The sequence below is a fragment of the Snodgrassella sp. W8158 genome (assembly GCF_016100435.1).
Lineage (GTDB): Bacteria > Pseudomonadota > Gammaproteobacteria > Burkholderiales > Neisseriaceae > Snodgrassella > Snodgrassella alvi.
This window is the reverse complement of sequence record NZ_JACFSM010000001.1, coordinates 814228-835235: the sequence shown is the minus strand read 5'-3', so window position 1 is coordinate 835235 and position 21008 is coordinate 814228. Positions and strand designations below refer to the sequence as shown.

The following is a 21008-nucleotide window of genomic DNA, read 5'->3' as shown; positions in this document are numbered from 1 at the left end:
ATCTTTCTAATAAGGGGAAACGCTGCATTAATCCATTTATCTGGATACCGGAACATGTACATTAATACAGTATAAAGGCTGTGCTTGTTGTCGGAATGTGATGCTATATTTATTTGTTTTTTCGTCTGGTTATCAATAAACATTTATTAATGATAACCGGTTTTGTCTGGCCTTTGTTCGGTATTAAAAGGAATTGGCATGAGCCCAGCGGGTACTTCTTTTCTGGATCGTTTTTTTAAAATTAAAGAAAGTGGCAGCAGTGTGCGCACTGAGGTGTTAGCCGGTCTGACTACTTTTTTGGCAATGAGCTATATTCTGGTAGTTAATCCTTCTATTCTTAAGGATGCCGGAATGGATTTTGGTGCGGTATTTGTGGCTACCTGTATTTCTTCAGCTTTTGCCTGCATGATGATGGGATTGGTAGCCAATTATCCGATCGCCCTCGCGCCCGGTATGGGACTGAATGCTTATTTTACTTATGCTGTTGTAAAAGGTATGGGTATATCATGGCAGGTAGCACTGGGTGCAGTTTTTGTTTCCGGTATTGTTTTTATTATCTTAAGCCTGTTTAAGGTGCGCGAAGCGATTGTTAATTCACTACCGAATTCTCTCAAGTATTCTATTGGCGGCGGTATTGGTTTATTTCTGGCTCTGGTTGCGCTCAAAAGTGCCGAAGTAGTGGTATCTAATCCGAACACTCTGGTCAGCCTGGGTGATATTCATTCTCCTCAGGTGCTGTTGACGATCGTGGGCTTTTGTTTCATAGTTACTTTGGAGCATTTCCGCATACGTGGCGGAATTATTATCGGTATTTTGGCAATTACGGCTATTGCTTCAGTAGCAGGTCTTAATGAGTTTAAGGGAATATTTGCGCCGGTTCCCTCTCTGGCTCCTACCTTTTTACAGCTGGATTTTCATGATTTATTTAGCATGAGTCTGGTTAGCGTTATTTTTGTGTTTTTCTTTGTGGATTTATTTGACAGTACCGGTGTTCTGATTGGTGTTGCCGGACGTGCCGGTTTGTTGGTGGATGGCAAATTACCACGGGTAAAAAAAGCGTTGCTGGCCGATTCAACGGCAATTGTAGTCGGTGCCGGGCTGGGTACTTCTTCTACTACTGCTTATGTAGAGTCGGCAGCCGGAGCAGCTGCAGGCGGCCGTACAGGTCTGACAGCAGTGGTGGTTGGTCTTCTGATGCTGGCCAGTTTGTGGTTTTCCAAGCTTGCTGCCAGTGTGCCGGCATATGCAACTGCGCCTGCTTTGTTATATGTGGGTGTACTGATGATGCGCAGTATGATGGAAATTGACTGGAAAGATGTATCTGAAGCTGCACCTGCATTTTTTACACTGATTTTTATGCCTTTCGCTTATTCAATTGCAGATGGTATTGCAATGGGTTTTATTAGTTATGCACTAATTAAACTGTTCTGTGGCAGAGTTAAAGAAGTTTCTTATATGGTGTGGATTATTGCTGTACTATGGGCTTTTAAATTGCTCTGGTTAGGTGCATAGACAGTTCGGTTTGTTAACAGGCAGCCGTTGGGCTGCCTGAATATTTTATGGTTTTTGTTCTTCGGGCTGATGTATCAATGTAATAAGATTCATGTAACGATTAAATAAATGCAGAGGGAGAAATTATGTCTTTAATCGATGAAATTATGGACTTTAATCAAAGATTTGTTGATGCAGAAGAGTATGAGCAATTTTTTACAGATAAATATCCGGAAAAAAATCTGGCGATTGTTTCCTGTATGGACGCACGGATTCTGGATTTATTACCCCGTGCTCTGGGGTTGAAGAATGGAGATGCTAAGGTAATTCGTAACGCCGGTGCTTTAGTCACCCATCCCTGGGGTTCCGTGATGCGTTCATTACTAGTGGCTGTATTTGAAATGAATGTAACTGAAATTATGGTGATCGGGCATTATGATTGCGGCATGCAGGAATTACATGTGCCTGATATGCTTGACAGAATGCGCGCCCGGGGGATCAGCGATGAGCGCCTTGAAATTCTGGAAAATGCCGGCGTAGATTTCCATAAATGGTTAACTGATTTTGATTGTGTGGAAGATGCTATTATGCATTCGGTGAATATGATACGTAAACATCCTCTGATGCCCAGTGAGATTAGGGTACATGGTCTGGTTATTCATCCGATTACCGGTAAGCTGAATATTGTGGTTAACGGAAATAAAGTATGAAACGTATCGGTTTGTTCGGCGGTACTTTTGATCCCCTGCATAATGGGCATATTCATATTGCACAGGGTTTTGCCGATGAGTTAATGCTGGATAATGTTATTTTTATTCCGGCTGGTGATCCGTATCATAAACCGACAGTTATCTGTACACCGGCACTACAACGTCTTGCTATGGTGGAAAGGGCAATTAGTACAGACAAACGTTTTAGTGTGTCTGATTGCGATGTACTACGTAATGGACCTACATATACTATTGATACAGTATCTCTGTTTCGTCAGGTATTTCCGCAGACTCAGTTATGGTGGTTGCTGGGAATGGATTCATTGTTGCAATTACCTCACTGGCATCGCTATCAGGCTCTGCTACAAAGTGTGAATCTGGCAATTGCTCAGCGCGGTCAACAGAGATTAACCGATTTGCCGGAATCATTGCAGCAATGGTTGCCAGATGCACTGGCTAAAAATATGACGGTACCGGATGGTAGTGATGGCGGACGTGCAGTTTTATTACAAACATCATTTTTACCAGTCAGCTCAACTGATATTCGTGCAAAATGGTCATCAGGTCATCATGATGATGTTCCGGAGACTGTGGCTGAATACATCGACCATGAAGGTCTTTATCAGGCATAATTTATATTTATAGAGTATTTCTAAGCTGGAAATGCTTTTAACATAATAGGGTATTTTACTATATGGATGAAAATCTTATCGCTCAATGGGAAAATATGGTAGCCGTTAGCGTTAATGCACTTGAAGATATTAAAGGAAAAGATATTATTGTGCTGGATACTTCAGCACAAACTTCGCTGTTTTCACGCATGATTATTGCCAGTGGTGACAGTACACGTCAGGTAAAGGCTCTGGCCAACAATGTGGCTGTCGATTTGAAAGAGGCTGGTTATGAAATTATCAGCACTGAAGGTCTTGATAGCGGTGAATGGGCATTGGTTGATGCTGGTGATCTGGTTGTGCATGTTATGCAGCCAGCAGTACGCGATTATTATGATATTGAAGCTTTGTGGGGTGGTGAAAAACCTTCCTTTCATGCAGGGGCAGCTAAGCCATGGCAGGCTGCAGATTGATTTGTGCCGGATACTAATTTTACTGGAATTGAATGAATATTACTGTGCTGGCGGTAGGAACGAAAATGCCGCAATGGGTAGATTATGCTGTGACCGATTACAGTAAAAGATTTGGTCGTGAAATTCAGTTTCAGCTTAAAGAAATCAAGCCGGAAAAGCGTGGTTCCGGAACGAGTACAGCGCAGGCAATGGCTGCAGAAGAGGCGCGTATTGTTGCAGCCATTCCTGCGCATAGTTATCTAATAGTTCTGGATGAGCGCGGAAAAGCCCCTACTTCGATGGAACTCGCTAACTGGTTAAAAAAATGGCAGCATCAGGGTGATAATCTGTGTTTTGTTATTGGTGGTGCCGATGGTATGACTGATGGTTTAAAACAGCGAGCGAATTTGTTATTGCGGCTCTCCAGTCTTACTTTACCTCATGGTATGGTGCGGGTATTGCTGACAGAGCAGCTTTATCGTGCACAGTCGATTCTGCATAATCATCCATATCATCGTGAGTAATTCAATAGTGTGGATTGGTAATTTAAGATTGAATTGTTTTGATTGACTGAAATTATTTGGATGAATCCGGATAAAAATAATTTTTCGTCATATAATGAAATACCCCCGTGCAGGGGGTATGCTGGTATATAATTACTCTGCATTTACTTGGCAGGTATTTGATCTGTCACCCGGATTAATAAATTAATAATAAGTAAAGTCTGATCATGAATCCTACACCACTGCTTGATACCATTGATTTACCGCAGGATGTTCGTCGTTTACAAAAAACACAGTTACCTGAGCTGGTCAATGAATTGCGCGCCTATTTACTTGAATCAGTAAGTAAAACAGGAGGACACTTTGCCAGTAATCTCGGGGCAGTTGAGTTAACTGTTGCTTTGCATTATGTATATCAGACGCCATATGACCATCTGATTTGGGATGTAGGGCATCAGAGTTATCCTCATAAAATTCTTACCGGACGTAAGCAACGCATGAATACAATGCGTCAATGCGGAGGTCTGGCCGGGTTTCCTAAACGCAGCGAGTCTGAATACGATGTGTTTGGCGTCGGTCATTCCTCTACTTCGATTGGTGCTGCTCTGGGTATGGCTGTTGCTGATAAATTACAGCATAAAACCAATCGTAGTGTGGCTATTATTGGTGACGGGGCAATGACGGCGGGACAGGCATTTGAAGCGTTGAATAATGCCGGGGATATGGACATTGATTTGTTGGTTATTCTCAACGATAACGAAATGTCTATTTCACCCAATGTGGGAGCTTTACCTAAATATTTGGCGAAAAATCCTTTGCATGATGTAAAAGACTTAGTGAAATCTATCAAGCACAAATCAGAAAAAGTGCTGAGTCTGGTTCCGGGTGCTCTGGATGTGGCTCAGCGGGTAGAAAATAAAATTAAGGGGCTGATTGAAGAAAGCACTAGCTCTGAAACTTTATCATTATTTGATAATTTTGGATTTACCTATTCCGGTCCGGTTGACGGGCATGATGTGATTCAGCTGGTAGATGTATTGCAGGAAATGCGCAGCCGTAAAGGGCCGCAATTGTTGCATATTATTACTAAAAAAGGGCATGGCTATAAACTGGCAGAAAATGATCCGGTTGCATTTCATGCTGTCAGTGCATTTGATCCTCAGCAGGGTTTGCATTCATCTGACGGGGCTGCTAAACCCACTTATACACAGATTTTTAGTCAGTGGATAATCGATCAGGCCGCGGCAGACAATAAATTACTGGCCATTACTCCGGCAATGCGTGAAGGCAGTGGTCTGGTAGAGTTTGAGAAGCTTTACCCTGAACGTTATTTTGATGTTGGTATTGCAGAACAGCATGCGGTTACTTTTGCTGCCGGACTTGCCTGTGAGCAGATGAAGCCGGTTGTAGCAATTTATTCAACTTTTCTGCAACGTGCTTACGATCAGCTGATTCATGATGTGGCATTACAGAATTTGCCGGTTTTGTTTGCTATTGATCGCGGCGGAATTGTTGGTGCAGATGGTCCGACACATGCGGGTGTCTATGATTTAAGCTATTTGCGCTGCGTACCCAATCTGGTAATTGCTGTTCCTAGTGATGAACGTGAATGCCGTTTACTATTATCAAGCTGTTATCAGCTTAATCAGCCGGCGGCTGTGCGTTATCCGCGTGGTACAGGTACCGGTATCGAAGCGGGATCAGATTTGGCTACAGTGGCAATTGGTAAGGGAGTAGTACGCCGCAAAGGAAGTAAAATTGCTTTGGTAGCGTTTGGTAGTATGGTACAACCGGCACTGACTGTAGCTAATGCTATTGATGCTACAGTAGCAGATATGCGTTTTGTCAAACCACTGGATACAGAGTTATTAGTACAGCTGGCAGCAGAACATGATTATATAGTTACGCTTGAAGAAAACAGTAAAATTGGCGGTGCAGGAAGTGCTGTGCTTGAAGCGCTAGTACAGCATAATCTGACTAAACCCGTTTTGACACTCGGAATTCCTGATATTGTTACTGAACATGGTGATACAGCACGATTGTTAGCGCAAATGGGATTAAGTGCAGAAAAAATTCAGCAACAAATTCTACAATGGATAGAATAATTATTATCTGAATAGTATCCGGCAGCTTAATAGAGTTTTTATCTTAATAAAACTTTATTAAGCTGCTCTTAGTATGATGGACTGTATTTGTAGCTTTCATTATCTTCCTACCACCTAACTGTAACTAAAATCATTTAACTTCACACAAATAAAATAAATACTGCCAGCAAGCTTTAAAATCACTTTAAATATCACCAGTAATTTGCTTGTGGTTATTTGACCAACAAGTCGACAGGCTGTTTTATATCTTCTTATCCAAGTGCTGACATTTTGAAATAGTCGCTTTATTGCAGCAGAGATAAATATAAGCAGATAGCATAAAATTTATTATATTCTGGCCTGTTAGTCAGTATTTTACTCGTAATCGATTAATCAGTATTTAACCGATGCAGCAAATATCTATTTCGGACATCTGAAAGCAAATTGCAGAAAACAAACTGGGCTAAAGTATTAGCGGGCTAAAACTATTTTATATTTAATAAATAATTTTTTTAAATTAATCAATGAACTATTTTAATAATATTATTTATATTTGGAGTGAGTGCCTAAAAAATGTACAATATTTAGATATTTATTCTTCTTTCTCCGTTTGATTTAGCAATTATGCAAATTGGTTGTTATCAGCTTGCTACTCCGTTTGCCTTAGCTCCGATGGCAGGTATAACTGATAAACCTTTCCGTCAGTTATGCCGTGAATTTGGTGCAGGCTGGGCTGTAAGTGAAATGATTACCAGTGATCCTTATTTACAGAAAACTCGTAAGACTTTGCAGCGGGCAGACTACGACGGTGAAAGCGGGGTCAGGGTAGTACAGATTGCGGGTAGTGATCCGCAGCAGCTGGCCGAGGCTGCCTGCTATAATGTAGCCCGTGGTGCTGAAGTAATTGATATTAATATGGGCTGCCCGGCAAAAAAAGTATGTAATGTATTGGCTGGCAGTGCTCTATTACAAAATGAATCGCTGGTTAAGGCTATTTTGCAAACCGTTGTCGGTGCAGTTGATGTTCCGGTAACGCTGAAAACCCGTCTGGGATGGGATGACGATCATCGTAATATTTTAACCATTGCGCAAATAGCTGAACAGGCAGGAATTGCTGCTCTTGCTATCCACGGCCGAACACGAACGCAAATGTACCGGGGAACGGCAAGTTATGATCTGATTACACAAGTACGACAGAAGATAAACCTGCCATTATGGGTTAACGGTGATATTACCAGCCCGCAAAAAGCGATTGATATAAAACAACAAACCGGTGCCGATGGTGTGATGATCGGGCGCGCTGCACAGGGACAGCCATGGTTGTTCCGCGATTTGGTACATTACTATAAGCATGGTTGTTTACCGCAGGCACTGACCATAGCGGAGCATGCACAGATTATAGTCAATCATGTTTCTGCTATACATGATTTTTACGGGATATTTACGGGAGTGCGCATTGCCCGTAAACATATTGGCTGGTATGTGTCCGGTCTACCGGAAGGTGAAATTTTTCGCAGACAGGTGAATACGACAGATGATGCGCAAATACAGTTGCAGCTGGTTAATGATTTTCTGGACAGGCAAGTAGCACAATTAACAGAATGGCCATGTGATTACCGTGAGCAATAAGCAGTTTGCCCTGAGTTATATAAGGAAAATGTAAATGAGTGAAATGCCTAAAGTTAGTATCGCTCAATGTATAGAGGCAAATGTACGTCAATATTTTGCTGATCTTGATGGTGAAACACCTTGTGCAGTATATGATATGGTATTACAGCAAATGGAACTACCGCTATTACGTTGTGTAATGGACGTATGTGATAACAATCAGACACGTGCAGCACAAATTCTTGGTTTGAACCGCAATACTTTACGTAAAAAATTAATCCAACATCATCTGCTGGATTAAATCAGTAATATTCGCATATTAAGGGAGAAATCATGGCTGTAATCAAACGGGCACTGCTGAGTGTATCAGACAAAACAGGTGTAATTGAATTTGCGCATCAGCTGGCACAACTGGGGGTTGAATTACTGTCAACCGGCGGCACAGCCAGTTTACTGGCTGATGCCGGTATTGCTGTCACTGAAGTGGCAGACTATACGGGTTTTCCGGAAATGCTGGACGGACGGGTTAAAACATTACATCCGAAAATTCATGGCGGTATTCTGGGACGGCGTGACTGTCCTGAGCATGTAGCACAAATGGCAGAGCATGATATTGGAACCATTGATCTGGTTTGTGTAAATTTGTATCCATTTGCGGCAACAGTAGCTAAACCTGACTGCACACTGGAAGATGCTATTGAAAACATTGATATTGGTGGTCCGACAATGGTGCGTTCTGCAGCCAAAAACTGGCGGGATGTAGCCATTGTTACAGATTATCATGATTATGAAGCCGTTATTGCCGAAATACAGCAGCTTGGCAGTTTATCCGCGCAAACGCGTTTTAATCTGGCACGAAAAGCTTTTGCCCATACAGCTCAATATGACGGCATGATCACTAATTACCTGACTCGTATTAACGATCAAAATCTGTCTGGAAAGCCGCAATTACACACTTTTCCTCAGCAATATAACCAGAACTGGTTGAAAGTGCAGGATTTACGCTATGGAGAAAATCCTCATCAGCAGGCAGCATTTTATCGTGATGTGAAGCCGGCTGCCGGTAGTCTGGCTAATTATCAGCAATTGCAAGGCAAAGAATTATCGTATAACAATATTGCTGATGCCGATGCAGCGTGGGAGGCTGTTAAATCTTTTACTCAGCCAGCCTGTGTTATCGTTAAGCATGCTAACCCTTGCGGAGTAGCAGTTGCAGCGGATACGTTAACTGCTTACCGTCTGGCATTTGCTACCGATACAACCAGTGCATTTGGCGGTATTATCGCGTTTAACCGTGAGGTAGATGCAGCAACAGTAGAAGCAGTTACCGGTCAGTTTCTTGAGGTATTAATGGCACCCGGATTTACTGCAGAGGCAAAAACCATTATTGCTGCTAAAAAAAATGTACGTGTGCTTGAAATTCCCTTGTCAGCCGGAGCCAATCAGTTTGAATTAAAGCGTGTTGGCGGTGGTCTGCTGGTACAGACACCGGATAATCATCAGATCGAAAAAGCACAATTGCAGGTAGTCACATTACGTTCACCGACTGAACAGGAAATGCATGATTTACTGTTTGTATGGAAAGTGGCGAAATACGTAAAATCGAATGCAATTGTTTTTGGCAAAGACGGTCAAACCTACGGTATCGGGGCCGGTCAGATGAGCAGAGTTGATTCAACCAGAATCGCTGCCCGTAAGGCACAGGATGCAGGTTTTGAACTGGCAGGTGCCTGTGCTGCCTCAGATGCATTTTTTCCTTTCAGAGATGGTGTAGATGTAATTGCTGCGCAGGGTATTAAAGCCATTATTCAGCCTGGCGGTTCTGTACGGGATGAAGAGGTGATTAATGCAGCTAATGAGCATGGTATAGCAATGGTCGTAACCGGAGTACGCCACTTTCGCCATTAATATACAGTATTAGTGCAGCAAAAAAAATAATCTATGGAACTGCTTGCTTATTTAATAATCGGTGCGGTAGCCGGCTTTGCTGCTGGTCTGTTCGGAGTAGGTGGCGGTTTAATCGTTGTTCCTATACTCTATATAGTCTTTATGCATGCGGGCTATGGTGAGACTGTCACCATGCATCTTGCGCTTGGCACATCCCTGGCCACTATTATGGTTACGTCAGTCAGTTCCATGCTGGCTCATAATAAAAATCATGCAGTGCTCTGGCCGGTGGTAGGACGGTTAACTCCTGGACTTGTATTTGGCTCATTCGCAGGTGCGGCTATTGCCGATGCTTTATCCGGTCAGAAATTGCAACTGGTTATCGGTATTTTTACTTTGTTTGTTGGCATCAATATGCTTCACAGTGCCAGGGTAAAATCCAGCAGACAGAACAGGCCGTTAATTAATCCACGCTGGCACTGGTGTGCAGGTGTTGTTATTGGCCTGGCATCTGCTTTATTTGGTATCGGAGGCGGAAGTTTAACAGTGCCTTATCTGAATCGAAGCGGAATAACAATGCAGCAGGCAGTAGGATCCTCCGCTGCATGTGGTTTGCCGATTGCGATTGCCGGAGCTTTAGGCTTTATATTCTTTGGAACGCATGAACACATTGATATAGCTCATACCATTGGTTATGTTCATATTTACGCATTTATTGGTATAAGTATTATGAGCTTTATCACTGCCAGACAGGGTGCTAAAGTAGCTCATCGGCTTTCACCGACAATGCTGAAGCAATGTTTTGCCTGTTTACTATTATTCATGAGTATATATTTTTTAAGCAAAGCACTATTCTTATAAATTTGTAGCAAAATAAGAGAAAATAATGGCTTTACAAATTCAAGTGATACCAGTAACACCATTTCAACAAAATGCAGCATTGCTTTGGGATGATGTCAGCAGGGAAGCAGTACTAACTGATGTTGGCGGAGAGGCTGAACGTTTATTATCAGCAGTCAGCCAGCACCAGCTTAAACTGCAGGCTATCTGGTTAACACATGGACATCTTGATCATGCCAGTGGTGTAGCCGATTTAACTGAGCAGCAAAGTGTTCCCGTGCTGGGGCCGCATCAGTCTGATGATTATTGGTTGCAGGCATTGCCTGAAATTACCGCTAATTACGGTTTTCCGGTTAGTAAACCACTTACTCCCACACGCTGGTTGGAAGATGGCGATGAATTATCCGTTGGTGAACATAAATTTATTGTTTATCACATACCCGGTCATACGCCCGGTCATGTTGTGTTTTACAGTCAGGCAAATAACCTGTTGATTGCCGGTGATGTTTTATTCCGTGAATCTATCGGCCGTACTGATTTCCCGGGCGGAAATCATGCGGATTTAATTCATGGGATTCAAAGTAAACTACTAACTTTGCCTGATAGTACTCGAGTTTTGCCGGGGCATGGTCCTATGACTACTATCGGTCATGAGAAACTGCATAATCCATATTTACGTTAATCAGGTTTGCATTTAACTGACAAAGTATTCAAATTTATCCTGCAAAACCTGATTATTGAAGCTTTAATGCAAATATTTAGAATTATGTATTCTGAATTGAACCAGATCATTCTGTTTGCCAATTGGCTTTTGAATTAGGCACAAACTAAGTTCTGATAATCTCTTTTTAGTTTAATTATATGTACAAGTGCAGTACTAAGTATCTGTTACGTTTTTATTCCATGGCGCAACTTTTATTAATAGCAGCATACCGGGGAATGCCAGAAAAAAGCATAACCAGAAAAAATTGACATAGCCCAGCCAGTTAATCAGATAACCGGTTGTTGCATTAAATAAAGTTCTTGGTACTGCCGCCAGACTGGTAAACAATGCCAGTTGTGTGGCAGTAAAGGCAGGGTTGGTTTCACGTGCCATATAAGCCACAAAAGCAGCCGTACCCAAACCCACACCAATTGCTTCAACGCCAATAACGGTTGCCAGCATTAACTGCTGCTTTAAACTGATTACGGCAAAAGGTCCCTGACTTGCCAGCCAGACAAATCCCAATATAGAAAAAACCTGTACCAGTCCGAATAGCCATAAAGCACGATTAATACCTAATTTAATCATCCAGATCCCGCCCAAAATACCAGCAATAATTGTTGGCCACAAGCCGGCATTTTTAGCAATCAGACCGATATCTATTTTACTGAAGCCCATATCTAAATAAAAAGGTGTAGCCAGCGCAGTAGCCATACTGTCACCCAGTTTATACAAAAAAATAAAACACAGTATCAGCAAAGCATTTTTAATACCTTTACGATTAAAAAATTCATTAAAAGGAGCAATAACTGTCTGATTAAAAGATTTGTGAGTAATTACAGGAAGTTTGGGTTCTTGTGTCAGAAAGAAGGTCATAAATAGACCAGGAAGCATAAATAGTGCGGTAATGGCGAATACTGTCGACCATGGATGTGTCTCAGCCAGAATCAATGATAAAGAGCCCGGTATAATTGAGGCAATACGATAGGCATAAACATGAATTGCATTACCTAATCCTAACTCATTATCCTGCAATATTTCACGCCGGAAAGCATCCAAAACAATATCCTGACTGGCCGCAAAAAAGGCTACGAACACAGATAGAATTTTTATAGTTGTCATATTCTGATTAGGATTAAGCCCGATGTAGCCGAGTAAAGTCAGTAATAATGCAATTTGTGTGATAAACATCCAGCCACGCCGTCTACCCAGCCATGGTAATTTAACTAAATCCATCAATGGTGACCATAAGAATTTCCAGGTAAAAGGCAGACCGATAATGGAAAATGAAGCAATAGTTGCCAAATCTATATGTTCACTATGTAACCATGCCGGAATCAGATTAATCAGAAAATAATAGGGCAAACCAGAGCTGAAACCTGTAAATATACATATCAGCATATGTCGGCTAAAAATTCTGCGTAATAATGAAACAGATGATTGAGAGTCAGTTTGAGTCATTCGGATACAACCCAGCAGCAAATGATATATGCCTGAAAGACTACATAAATATTAATTATTTATGTAATTGGCAAGATGGTTAAAATTACTGTCTGTTAACAGCTCTTGTAAGTTGGTTTATAATTTAAATTACTGATATACATTTAAACAAAATCATATTTAAATCATCAATACATTAAAATAAATGGCGAACTTTTTTCAAAGTGAATCAGGAATAGACAGAGTTAGTTCTTCCTCGTCGTCTTCTGAGATTTGATAATGTTCTGGTAAAATTTTACCGCTTTGTACACCTAATTGACGTAATTTATTGGCTTTACTTACCAGATTACCACGTCCGTTTACTAATTGCCCCATTGCTTTCTGAAATTGTCCCTGAGCCTGATCCAGATTTTTACCTACACCTTCAAGCGTATTCACAAAACCAACAAATTTGTCATATAGTTTGCCGCCTTCTTTGGCTATAGCCAAAGCATTCTGGTTTTGCTGTTCATTACGCCAGATATGCGCAATTGTACGTAATGTCGCCAGTAAGGTGCTGGGTCCGACCAGCATAATCCGTTTCTGAAAACAATCATCAAAAAGCTGATTATCCTGTTGCAAGGCAAGTAAGTATGCCGGTTCAACCGGAATAAACATGAACACAAAATCCAGTGTATTTAACCCGTCAATTTCATCATAGCTTTTAGCTGAAAGATCCTTAATATGCTGGCGTACCGACTGAATATGGGCTGCCAGTGCTTTGGTCGCAGAACCGGGATCTGTTGCCTGAGTATAGCGTACATAAGCAGTTAACGAAGTTTTTGCATCAATAACGATCTGTTTATTCTCCGGTAAATTCACCAGAACATCCGGTTGCAGCCGGCGCTGCCGGCCATCCTCATCAATAACAGTAGAGGATGCCTGTAAAACATATTCACGCCCCTTATGTAAACCTGAATTTTCCAGCACTTTTTCCAGAATCATTTCGCCCCAGTTACCCTGATTTTTATTCTGGGTACCAGTTAATGCATCTGTAAGTGCTTTAGCATCATTGTGCAGCTGCGCATTTAACTGCTGTAAATGTTTCAGTTCAGTTTCAAGAGTAGTGCGCTCTTTAGCTTCTTTTTCATAAGTATTTTGTACAAGCTGACTAAATCCCTGCATACGTTCATGTAAGGGAGTTAATAACTGATTAAGACTGGTTTGATTCTGTTCACTGAAACGTTTACTTTTTTCTTCAAGTATATCATTGGCCAGTGATTTAAACTGATCAGTCAGACTAACACGGGCTTCATTAAGCAAAGTCAGCTTTTCATCATAAGTTTCACGTTCATGCTTTAATTGTGTAGCTAGACGACTATTTTCCACACGCACATGATTTAATTCTTCCTGTACCTTTAGAAACTCTTCTTCACGCAAATGCCACTCCTCACTACGTAACTGCCAGTCTTGTAGTTGCTGTTCTGCTGCTGCCAGTTGGGTAGAAACAGATCGGCACTGTTGCTGTTCCCGCTCTAAAGCACTCTGAATATCGGTTAATTGAGCATTAACAGCTTCGGCTGCACTTAAACGTTTATGTACGATTTGTAATTCTTGGCGGCAATTACAAAGCTCAGCATTATAATTCTGATTGATTTGGTGTAGATTATTTACTTCTGCCTGAATACGACTTAGCTCATTTTGGGCTTCAGATAAGAGAATATCCCCGGCCTGGCGTTCCTGTAATAACTTTTGGCGTGAAAATAGATATAATATACAAATGATTAAGATAAATAAAAATATCAAAATTAGCCAAGTCATAATGGTCATGATTTATTAAAATTTATAGCAAACAACAGTGTTAAATAATAGCATTTATTTAACACTGACATCGAATAATTCAGTGTTGTAATGTGAAGATTAGACTAAACCTATTGATGAGCTACTGAAAAATAGTTATGTGAATATTGAATTCGTATATTCTATTTATATTAAGTATATTTAAAATGTTAAAAACATATAAAATAATAAAATTTATAAGTAGTATCAAAATAATCGATATTTATTAATGAATTCTGAATTTGGTTTTATTTTTTGCAGATATCTGTATTTAATATGCTGAAATAATAAAAAGATATCATAAAACACAAATTTATTTCCAATAATCATAAATATATGTATACCCTTATTTCAACGTATTAGGTTGTTAATATGTTGCAGATAATAAATTTTTTATTTATTGTCTTGTAAATAAAAAATTTTTCACATAAAATTTTCTTATATAAAAATAAATTAAAAATTGCATATGAAATTAAAATAAAAATAGTTCTAAATCGTGGTCGTGACATCGTGCCAATGTTTGCAGAGTTTGGTCAGCAATTAAAGCAGTATGATTATCTGGCATATTTACACAGTAAGAAATCGATATATAACAAAGGGGTAAAATTTATTCATTATTAATAGAAAATAATAATTTAGGTATAATTTATCCACAAATTTATCATCTGCTACCTTATTTTGCTTGTACTTGGTTAGCAAATAAAAGCCAGGGTGCAAAAGTTATTAACTCGTATGCAATTACCAATGATAAATGGTTATTTCAATTATCCGGTTGGCTCAATGTTTTGGGCTAAAACGAATGCATTAGTGCCTTTATTTGATCTCAATTTGAAATGGGAAGATTTTTCAGAAGAACGAGGACAAACAGATGGAACATCGGCACATGCACTTGAAAGATTGCTAGGCATTGTACCTTCTTTAACTGGTTATAGCTCACTAATTATTCAGGATTTAAAGTATCCTTCCTGGTCATCCTTCCGAATTGATACCCAATACCTGACACGAGATATACAATTTTATAAATCAAGAATTAACCAAGAGAAAGTAATAGTAGTTGCTTTTGATATATTTGATACCTTATTGGTAAGGCCACTTTTAAATCCTGAACACACAAAAAAATAATATCCCAGTATCTTGATGATGAATGCAGAGTGATTTTTAAAAAATATCGGGTAGTTGCAGAAACTCAGGCCAGAAGTAGTAAAGGTAAGGATATTTCATTAAATGAAATATATGTCCAGTTTAAAAATTTATCACAACTTACAGATAATCAGGTTCAGCAAATACAAAAAATTGAGGAAAGAGTTGAACTGGCTTCAGTCAGTCCTCGTTATAACGTAATTGAATTAATGCAATTTGTTAAAAATATAGGGAAAAAAGTTATTTTAGTTAGCGATATGTTTTTATCAAGGGAAATAGTTGAGAGGATGTTATCCCAGCATGGAATTACTGAATGGCATAATTTATATTTATCTTCAGAAACCGGAGTTCGAAAGGATACTGGAGAGCTATATAAGTACATGTTAAACAAAGAGGATATCACTGGTCGCGAAGTAGTGATGATTGGTGACAATGAACGTTCGGATATACAATTGCCTACGGATGAATTTGGAATAAAATGTATTCATATTCTGAGGGCTGCGGATTTGGCATGTGCACTGCCTGACTATTTTAAAATTATAAAAAGCGATTTAAATCAAGATAATATTAATAATGAATTAACAATAGGCTTATTAGTCAGAAAAAATTTAAACAATATATATGGGTATAATAACTCATCAGAAAAATTCAAATTATTTAGCTCAAATCCTTATCAGTTAGGTTATAACGTATTAGGGCCTGTAGTGAGTGCCTTTTGTCAATGGCTGATTGAGCAAGCCCAAATAGATCATATTAATGAATTATATTTTTTAGCCAGAGAAGGTAAGCTTGTTAAACAAATTTATGATTTGTGGAGTTCACCTCAAAAAAATACTCCTCAAAGCCATTATCTGCAAGTTTCTCGTAGATGTGTAACAGTACCGGCTATTAATTCTTTTGAGGATATTATTGATATTGCAGAGAAAAACTACTGTGAAAATAGTATTCAAAATTATTTGATTGAGCGATTTGGCTTAATTCTGGATGCTGAACGTTGGAAAAATATATATCAAAAAAATTTATGGGATAAGGATAAAAAATTAATTATAAAACAAAAACAAATTGATCATATAAAGCCTTTATTAGAATACCTGCAAACAGATATTTTAAGTCTGGCACAAACTGAAAAACAACCTTTAATGACATATCTGAAAAAATCCGGTCTCTTTTCAAGTAAAAGTTCTGCAGTTGTAGATGTAGGGTATTCCGGGACAATTCAACAAGCATTAAATAAACTATCGATGCAGCCAATTCATGGTTATTACTTTGCAACAATTATCCCAAATATGGAAGGATTAACAAAAGATATTAAGATAAAAGGCTGTTATGTAAATAATTTAGCAAATCTGTATCCTGATTCTCAAATTTTTGCCCGAAGTTTTGAGTTAGAAAAATTATTAAGTGCTGATGATACTCAAATTATAAAATATTGCATTAATGATGATATGCTAAAAGGAGAGTTTAAAAATTTGTCCGATAGAGAACTGGCAACCCGGCCAATAAGAAATGCTTTACAACAAGGTGCTATAGATTTTGTGAAGGATGCGGTCAATCTTCGTAAAAATCTTTACTTTGATTTTAAATCTTCTTTGTTTATCGCCGACTCTTTATATAAAGACTTTTGTTTAACTTTAAGAATTAAAAAAATAAAGTTTTAGAAAATTTAATTCTGGATGACGATTATTGTGGCAGAGGTTTGGTTAGTTGATACGATTAGTATTGAATTAAGAAAAAATAAAAGGATTAATGATTTAATCCTTTTATTTGCTTAAAATAAATCGATTTTGTTATCTATCAGTTTCTTAAAATTTGGAGCATTATTGTCTTTTTCTGTTTGATTTATTGACATATCGTTTTCAATCGGCCAATTAATAGCTAGATCTGTATCATTCCATAACAGGTTGCGTTCGCATTCTTTAGAATAATAATTGGTGGTTTTATATAAGAATTGAGTATTATCTTCTAAGGCAATGAAACCATGTGCAAATCCAGCGGGTATCCAGAATTGCCGAAGATTGTTTTCAGATAGCTCGACTCCCACCCATTGACCAAAAGTTGGAGATGATGTCCGTATATCTACAGCGACATCCCATGCTTTTCCACTGACTACTCTTACAAGTTTTCCTTGAGCATATGGATTTATCTGATAATGCAATCCACGGATTACGCCCCTATGTGAAATTGAGTGATTATCTTGTACAAAGTTTACAATTGATTGATTATATGACGATAGAATGGAATTAAAAGTTGTCTGGTTAAAACTTTCCATAAACCAACCACGATTGTCTGCAAAAACTCTGGGTTCTAAAATCAGCAGATCTTTAATCTTAGTCTCAATCACATTCATATTCAGGCTTTCCTAGAAAATTCACTATATAGTTTTAATAGATATTGACCATAATCTGTCTTTTGAAAAAGTTTGCCGCGTTTATACAATTGATCTAAATCTATCCAGCTATTATTAAAAGCAATTTCTTCAAGACATGCTATTTTTAAACCCTGTCTTTTTTCAATTGTCTGAACAAAACAGCTGGCTTCAATCAATGAATCATGTGTACCAGTATCCAACCAGGCAAAGCCACGCCCGAGTATTTCAACATTTAATAATTTCTTATTTAAATAAGCATTGTTAATATCGGTTATTTCAAGTTCACCTCTGGGTGAAGGGCGAATACTTTTGGCTATCTCAATAACTTCATTATCATAAAAATATAACCCTGTAATCGCATAATTTGATTTTGCTTCATTCGGTTTTTCTTCTATGGAAAGTGCTTTTCCATTGGTGTCAAATTCGACTACACCGAATCTCTCAGGGTCATTAACATAATAACCGAATACGGTAGCACCTTTTTCTTGTTGTGCTGCCTTTTGTAATTGTGTACCGAAACTTTGCCCGTAAAAAATGTTATCACCCAGGATAAGTGTGACATTATCTTTGCCAATAAATTCTGCTCCAAGAATAAAAGCTTGTGCCAATCCGTCAGGAGATGGTTGTACTTTATAAGATAAATCAATTCCTAAATCTCTGCCGTCACCTAACATTTTTTTAAAATTAGGTAAATCTGCAGGAGTTGAAATAATCATGATTTCTCGTATCCCGGCCAGCATAAGTACAGAAAGGGGATAGTAAATCATCGGTTTATCATAAATGGGTAATAACTGTTTTGATACGCCTAAAGTAATAGGATAAAGTCTGGTTCCGGATCCGCCAGCCAGTATAATACCCTTTCGTTTAACCATTTTTTGTTCCTTGATTATTAATTCAATTAGAATTTAATTTTAAATAAATATTTGATTTATCATGTTTTATTGCGGGTGGTATTGTTGTTGTATCCATTTCTGATATTCTCCGGTCAGAATATGATTTACCCAATCCTGATTGTTTAAATACCATAATACGGTTTTGCGTAAACCTGATTGAAAATTTTCTTCTGGTTCCCAGCCAAGTTCTTGTTTAATCTTATTCGCATCAATAGCATAACGTACATCATGTCCGGGACGATCTGGAACAAATGTGATTAAATCTTTGTAGGATTTTATCCCAAGTGTTTTATTGGGTGCCAGTTCATTTAGAAGAGTACATATATTTTTTACGACATCAATATTTTTCTGTTCATTATGCCCTCCAATATTATAGGTACTGCCTGCTTCGGCCTTTGTGACAACCTGATATAAAGCTCTGGCGTGATCTTCAACATACAGCCAGTCCCGGATTTGTTCACCATTTCCGTATACAGGCAGTTTTTTTCCTTGTAAAGCATTAAGAATAGTTAATGGAATTAATTTCTCCGGGAAATGGTAAGGTCCATAATTATTCGAGCAATTTGTAATAATAACAGGCAGTCCATAAGTACGATGCCAGGCACGAACCAGATGGTCTGAACTTGCCTTACTGGCTGAATATGGTGAACTTGGAGCGTATGGAGTAGATTCTGTAAATAATTCTGAACTTAAATCACTAAGATCACCATATACTTCATCAGTTGATATGTGATGGAAGCGAAATAGATGTTGTTTTTCTTCAGGCAAATTTTCCCAGTAAAGACGACTTATTTCCAAAAGTTGAAATGTGCCTACAATATTAGTCTGAATAAATTCTGCTGAGCTGGATATTGAACGATCAACATGTGATTCTGCTGCCAGATGCATTACTATGTCTGGCTGAAATTGCTTAAATAATTGTGTTATAAGTGCTTGATCATTAATATCTGCCTGACAAAAATGATAACGTGAATTATTTGCAATGGTGGCTAATGATTCTAAGTTACCGGCATAGGTTAATTTGTCAACATTCAAAATTTTATGGTCAGTTTCATTGATCAGATATCTAATAACTGCTGACCCAATAAATCCTGCTCCTCCAGTGATAAGAATATTCATAAAATTACATTCAAAAATTGGTAAAATGTAATATTTTATAATATAAACTATATTAAGATATAAAAAATTTAAAGTAATATGGAAAAAATTTATTTAATTTAAATTTGAATTATTTTTGTTTAACAAGCAATATAGTTGGTCTAAATATTGTCTAAATTTATATTGTATAATGGTTCCGTAAAATTTGTATGGGAGATAAGGTATATTTTATGACAAAAACAATTATTCTGGGTATGCCTAAAAGCCGTAATATTTACTTACAAATCAAAAAAAATCTGGAATTTTACGGATTTGAGGTATTGTACATAGATAACTACCCAGAATATATCAAGCATTTTCATTATCAGAGTTTTAAAGATTATTTGTATAATCTGGTGCAAAAGCTTTTTTTTAGAAATTATTCATATAAAACAAAGTTAAAAGAAAAATTACTTTTATCAAATGCTGAGCAAGCGTTAAATAAAAGAAATTATGAATATGCTATTATTATACGTCCTGATTTGTATCCAATAAGCTTATTAAATTTGATGAAAGCACATACAAAAAACGAATTTATTGCTTATCAGTGGGATGGAATGAGACGTATGCCTTGTACAAAAGAAACAATAAATTTATTTGATAAATTTTATGTATTTGATAGCTATGATATAGTAGATAATAATTATCAAAACCATAAATTGGAAGGAATAACCAATTTTTATTTTGATATGAACAAACCGCAACCGATAAAGCATAAAGGAACAATAGCATATTTTGTAGGAACACATGTTTCCGAACGTGTTGCTGACATTGAATATTGTGCAGCAGAGTTAATTGAAAACGGTATTCAGCTAAAGTTTATTATCCCTACGAGTAATCAGGATAAGATTAATCAATACCATTGCTCTGATTATTTTATCTTTGGTGCCGAAAATGAAATTGATTTTTCTCAAAATATAGAAATGTTAAACGAAATAGATATTATTGTCGATTTCGTTAATCCACTTCATAATGGTTTATCTTTTCGGATTTTTGAAGCTTTGTATTACCAGAAAAAATTAATTACTAATAATGTTAATGTATCTAACTACGATTTTTATCATCCTGATAATATTCTTATCTGGCATAAAGATGATCTTTCACAAAAAATTAAAGAGTTTTTATCTAAACCCTTTAGACCGATAGATGATGAAATTGTAAAAAAATATAGTTTTGGTAATTGGATAAAGAATATTCTAAATTTATCCCCATATGATAAAATACGCTTGCCTTTTCAATAAATTAAAATTGAACCATTTAGAAAATATATATGTAGTATTAGATTAATTTTAAATTTTATGTCTCCATTTTTTATGTACCGCT

At 37.9% G+C, this 21008-nt stretch carries 20 protein-coding genes; 15 read left to right on the top strand and 5 right to left on the bottom strand.

Features of this window, described 5'->3' with window-relative positions:
* Window positions 1–198 precede the first annotated feature (198 nt).
* The 11 genes from H3V11_RS03630 (at window position 199) to H3V11_RS03580 (ending at window position 10868) form a co-directional block, all read left to right on the top strand.
* Complete coding sequence (locus H3V11_RS03630) at window positions 199–1512, top strand: NCS2 family permease (protein WP_041880047.1); 1314 nt, start codon at window positions 199–201, stop codon at window positions 1510–1512.
* 125 nt (window positions 1513–1637) lie between these two features.
* The gene (locus tag H3V11_RS03625) at window positions 1638–2201 is read left to right on the top strand and encodes a carbonic anhydrase (protein ID WP_025331681.1); all 564 of its coding nucleotides are present in this window, start codon (window positions 1638–1640) and stop codon (window positions 2199–2201) included.
* Window positions 2198–2833 (top strand): nicotinate-nucleotide adenylyltransferase, encoded by a 636-nt coding sequence (gene nadD / locus H3V11_RS03620; protein ID WP_198223621.1) that lies wholly within the window; start codon window positions 2198–2200, stop codon window positions 2831–2833. The genes H3V11_RS03625 and nadD overlap by 4 nt, the downstream gene beginning before the upstream one ends.
* A 62-nt stretch (window positions 2834–2895) precedes the next feature.
* On the top strand, window positions 2896–3285 hold the full coding sequence (gene rsfS / locus H3V11_RS03615) for a ribosome silencing factor (protein WP_025331679.1): 390 nt from the start codon (window positions 2896–2898) through the stop codon (window positions 3283–3285).
* 32 nt (window positions 3286–3317) lie between these two features.
* The gene (gene rlmH / locus H3V11_RS03610; protein WP_198223620.1) at window positions 3318–3788 is read left to right on the top strand and encodes a 23S rRNA (pseudouridine(1915)-N(3))-methyltransferase RlmH; all 471 of its coding nucleotides are present in this window, start codon (window positions 3318–3320) and stop codon (window positions 3786–3788) included.
* A 206-nt stretch (window positions 3789–3994) separates the two neighbouring features.
* On the top strand, window positions 3995–5872 hold the full coding sequence (gene dxs / locus H3V11_RS03605) for a 1-deoxy-D-xylulose-5-phosphate synthase (RefSeq protein WP_198223619.1): 1878 nt from the start codon (window positions 3995–3997) through the stop codon (window positions 5870–5872).
* A 603-nt stretch (window positions 5873–6475) separates the two neighbouring features.
* Window positions 6476–7480 carry a tRNA dihydrouridine synthase DusB gene (gene dusB, locus H3V11_RS03600; RefSeq protein ID WP_084550959.1) on the top strand — a complete coding sequence of 335 codons (1005 nt, stop codon included), beginning with the start codon at window positions 6476–6478 and terminating at the stop codon, window positions 7478–7480.
* 43 nt (window positions 7481–7523) lie between these two features.
* Window positions 7524–7760 (top strand): Fis family transcriptional regulator, encoded by a 237-nt coding sequence (locus H3V11_RS03595; protein ID WP_037394816.1) that lies wholly within the window; start codon window positions 7524–7526, stop codon window positions 7758–7760.
* Between the two features lie 32 nt (window positions 7761–7792).
* Complete coding sequence (gene purH, locus H3V11_RS03590; protein WP_025331675.1) at window positions 7793–9367, top strand: bifunctional phosphoribosylaminoimidazolecarboxamide formyltransferase/IMP cyclohydrolase; 1575 nt, start codon at window positions 7793–7795, stop codon at window positions 9365–9367.
* Between the two features lie 33 nt (window positions 9368–9400).
* Complete coding sequence (locus H3V11_RS03585; RefSeq protein WP_025331674.1) at window positions 9401–10207, top strand: sulfite exporter TauE/SafE family protein; 807 nt, start codon at window positions 9401–9403, stop codon at window positions 10205–10207.
* A 25-nt stretch (window positions 10208–10232) separates the two neighbouring features.
* Window positions 10233–10868 carry an MBL fold metallo-hydrolase gene (locus H3V11_RS03580; protein WP_096765812.1) on the top strand — a complete coding sequence of 212 codons (636 nt, stop codon included), beginning with the start codon at window positions 10233–10235 and terminating at the stop codon, window positions 10866–10868.
* A 195-nt stretch (window positions 10869–11063) separates the two neighbouring features.
* Here the strand turns inward: H3V11_RS03580 and H3V11_RS03575 are convergent, their stop codons facing one another.
* Window positions 11064–12350: an AmpG family muropeptide MFS transporter gene (locus H3V11_RS03575; RefSeq protein WP_232335742.1), complete on the bottom strand. Its 1287-nt coding sequence runs from the start codon at window positions 12348–12350 to the stop codon at window positions 11064–11066.
* Between the two features lie 198 nt (window positions 12351–12548).
* Complete coding sequence (gene rmuC, locus H3V11_RS03570; protein ID WP_370570166.1) at window positions 12549–14129, bottom strand: DNA recombination protein RmuC; 1581 nt, start codon at window positions 14127–14129, stop codon at window positions 12549–12551.
* 429 nt (window positions 14130–14558) lie between these two features.
* Between rmuC and H3V11_RS12040 the strand changes: the two genes are divergently transcribed.
* The 3 genes from H3V11_RS12040 (at window position 14559) to H3V11_RS03555 (ending at window position 16945) form a co-directional block, all read left to right on the top strand.
* The gene (locus H3V11_RS12040) at window positions 14559–14768 is read left to right on the top strand and encodes a rhamnan synthesis F family protein (protein ID WP_143558009.1); all 210 of its coding nucleotides are present in this window, start codon (window positions 14559–14561) and stop codon (window positions 14766–14768) included.
* A 90-nt stretch (window positions 14769–14858) separates the two neighbouring features.
* Window positions 14859–15269, top strand: a complete 411-nt coding sequence (locus H3V11_RS03560; protein ID WP_370570165.1) for a rhamnan synthesis F family protein — start codon at window positions 14859–14861, stop codon at window positions 15267–15269.
* Between the two features lie 29 nt (window positions 15270–15298).
* Window positions 15299–16945, top strand: coding sequence for an HAD-IA family hydrolase (locus H3V11_RS03555; RefSeq protein ID WP_198223616.1), 1647 nt, complete (start codon window positions 15299–15301; stop codon window positions 16943–16945).
* Window positions 16946–17055: 110 nt separating this feature from the next.
* Here H3V11_RS03555 and rfbC read toward each other — a convergent pair whose 3' ends face one another.
* The 3 genes from rfbC to rfbB all read right to left on the bottom strand — a co-directional run bounded on the left by rfbC (window position 17056) and on the right by rfbB (window position 19685).
* On the bottom strand, window positions 17056–17634 hold the full coding sequence (gene rfbC, locus H3V11_RS03550) for a dTDP-4-dehydrorhamnose 3,5-epimerase (protein ID WP_198223615.1): 579 nt from the start codon (window positions 17632–17634) through the stop codon (window positions 17056–17058).
* A gap of 2 nt (window positions 17635–17636) precedes the next feature.
* Entirely contained in the window at window positions 17637–18527 is an 891-nt protein-coding gene (gene rfbA, locus H3V11_RS03545; protein ID WP_198223614.1) for a glucose-1-phosphate thymidylyltransferase RfbA, read from the bottom strand.
* Between the two features lie 66 nt (window positions 18528–18593).
* On the bottom strand, window positions 18594–19685 hold the full coding sequence (gene rfbB, locus H3V11_RS03540) for a dTDP-glucose 4,6-dehydratase (RefSeq protein WP_370570171.1): 1092 nt from the start codon (window positions 19683–19685) through the stop codon (window positions 18594–18596).
* 191 nt (window positions 19686–19876) lie between these two features.
* Here rfbB and H3V11_RS03535 point away from each other — a divergent pair, with 191 nt between their 5' ends.
* Window positions 19877–20926, top strand: a complete 1050-nt coding sequence (locus H3V11_RS03535) for a hypothetical protein (protein ID WP_025331666.1) — start codon at window positions 19877–19879, stop codon at window positions 20924–20926.
* Window positions 20927–21008: the final 82 nt, after the last annotated feature.

Excerpts from the sequence above, each read along its gene's own strand:
- H3V11_RS03630 (WP_041880047.1), top strand. The coding sequence starts at position 199 with ATGAGCCCAGCGGGTACTTCTTTTCTGGATCGTTTTTTTAAAATTAAA.
- H3V11_RS03625 (WP_025331681.1), top strand. The coding sequence starts at position 1,638 with ATGTCTTTAATCGATGAAATTATGGACTTTAATCAAAGATTTGTTGAT.
- nadD (WP_198223621.1), top strand. The coding sequence starts at position 2,198 with ATGAAACGTATCGGTTTGTTCGGCGGTACTTTTGATCCCCTGCATAAT.
- rsfS (WP_025331679.1), top strand. The coding sequence starts at position 2,896 with ATGGATGAAAATCTTATCGCTCAATGGGAAAATATGGTAGCCGTTAGC.
- rlmH (WP_198223620.1), top strand. The coding sequence starts at position 3,318 with ATGAATATTACTGTGCTGGCGGTAGGAACGAAAATGCCGCAATGGGTA.
- dxs (WP_198223619.1), top strand. The coding sequence starts at position 3,995 with ATGAATCCTACACCACTGCTTGATACCATTGATTTACCGCAGGATGTT.
- dusB (WP_084550959.1), top strand. The coding sequence starts at position 6,476 with ATGCAAATTGGTTGTTATCAGCTTGCTACTCCGTTTGCCTTAGCTCCG.
- H3V11_RS03595 (WP_037394816.1), top strand. The coding sequence starts at position 7,524 with ATGCCTAAAGTTAGTATCGCTCAATGTATAGAGGCAAATGTACGTCAA.
- purH (WP_025331675.1), top strand. The coding sequence starts at position 7,793 with ATGGCTGTAATCAAACGGGCACTGCTGAGTGTATCAGACAAAACAGGT.
- H3V11_RS03585 (WP_025331674.1), top strand. The coding sequence starts at position 9,401 with ATGGAACTGCTTGCTTATTTAATAATCGGTGCGGTAGCCGGCTTTGCT.
- H3V11_RS03580 (WP_096765812.1), top strand. The coding sequence starts at position 10,233 with ATGGCTTTACAAATTCAAGTGATACCAGTAACACCATTTCAACAAAAT.
- H3V11_RS03575 (WP_232335742.1), bottom strand. The coding sequence starts at position 12,350 with ATGACTCAAACTGACTCTCAATCATCTGTTTCATTATTACGCAGAATT.
- rmuC (WP_370570166.1), bottom strand. The coding sequence starts at position 14,129 with ATGACTTGGCTAATTTTGATATTTTTATTTATCTTAATCATTTGTATA.
- rfbC (WP_198223615.1), bottom strand. The coding sequence starts at position 17,634 with ATGAATGTGATTGAGACTAAGATTAAAGATCTGCTGATTTTAGAACCC.
- rfbA (WP_198223614.1), bottom strand. The coding sequence starts at position 18,527 with ATGGTTAAACGAAAGGGTATTATACTGGCTGGCGGATCCGGAACCAGA.
- H3V11_RS03535 (WP_025331666.1), top strand. The coding sequence starts at position 19,877 with ATGACAAAAACAATTATTCTGGGTATGCCTAAAAGCCGTAATATTTAC.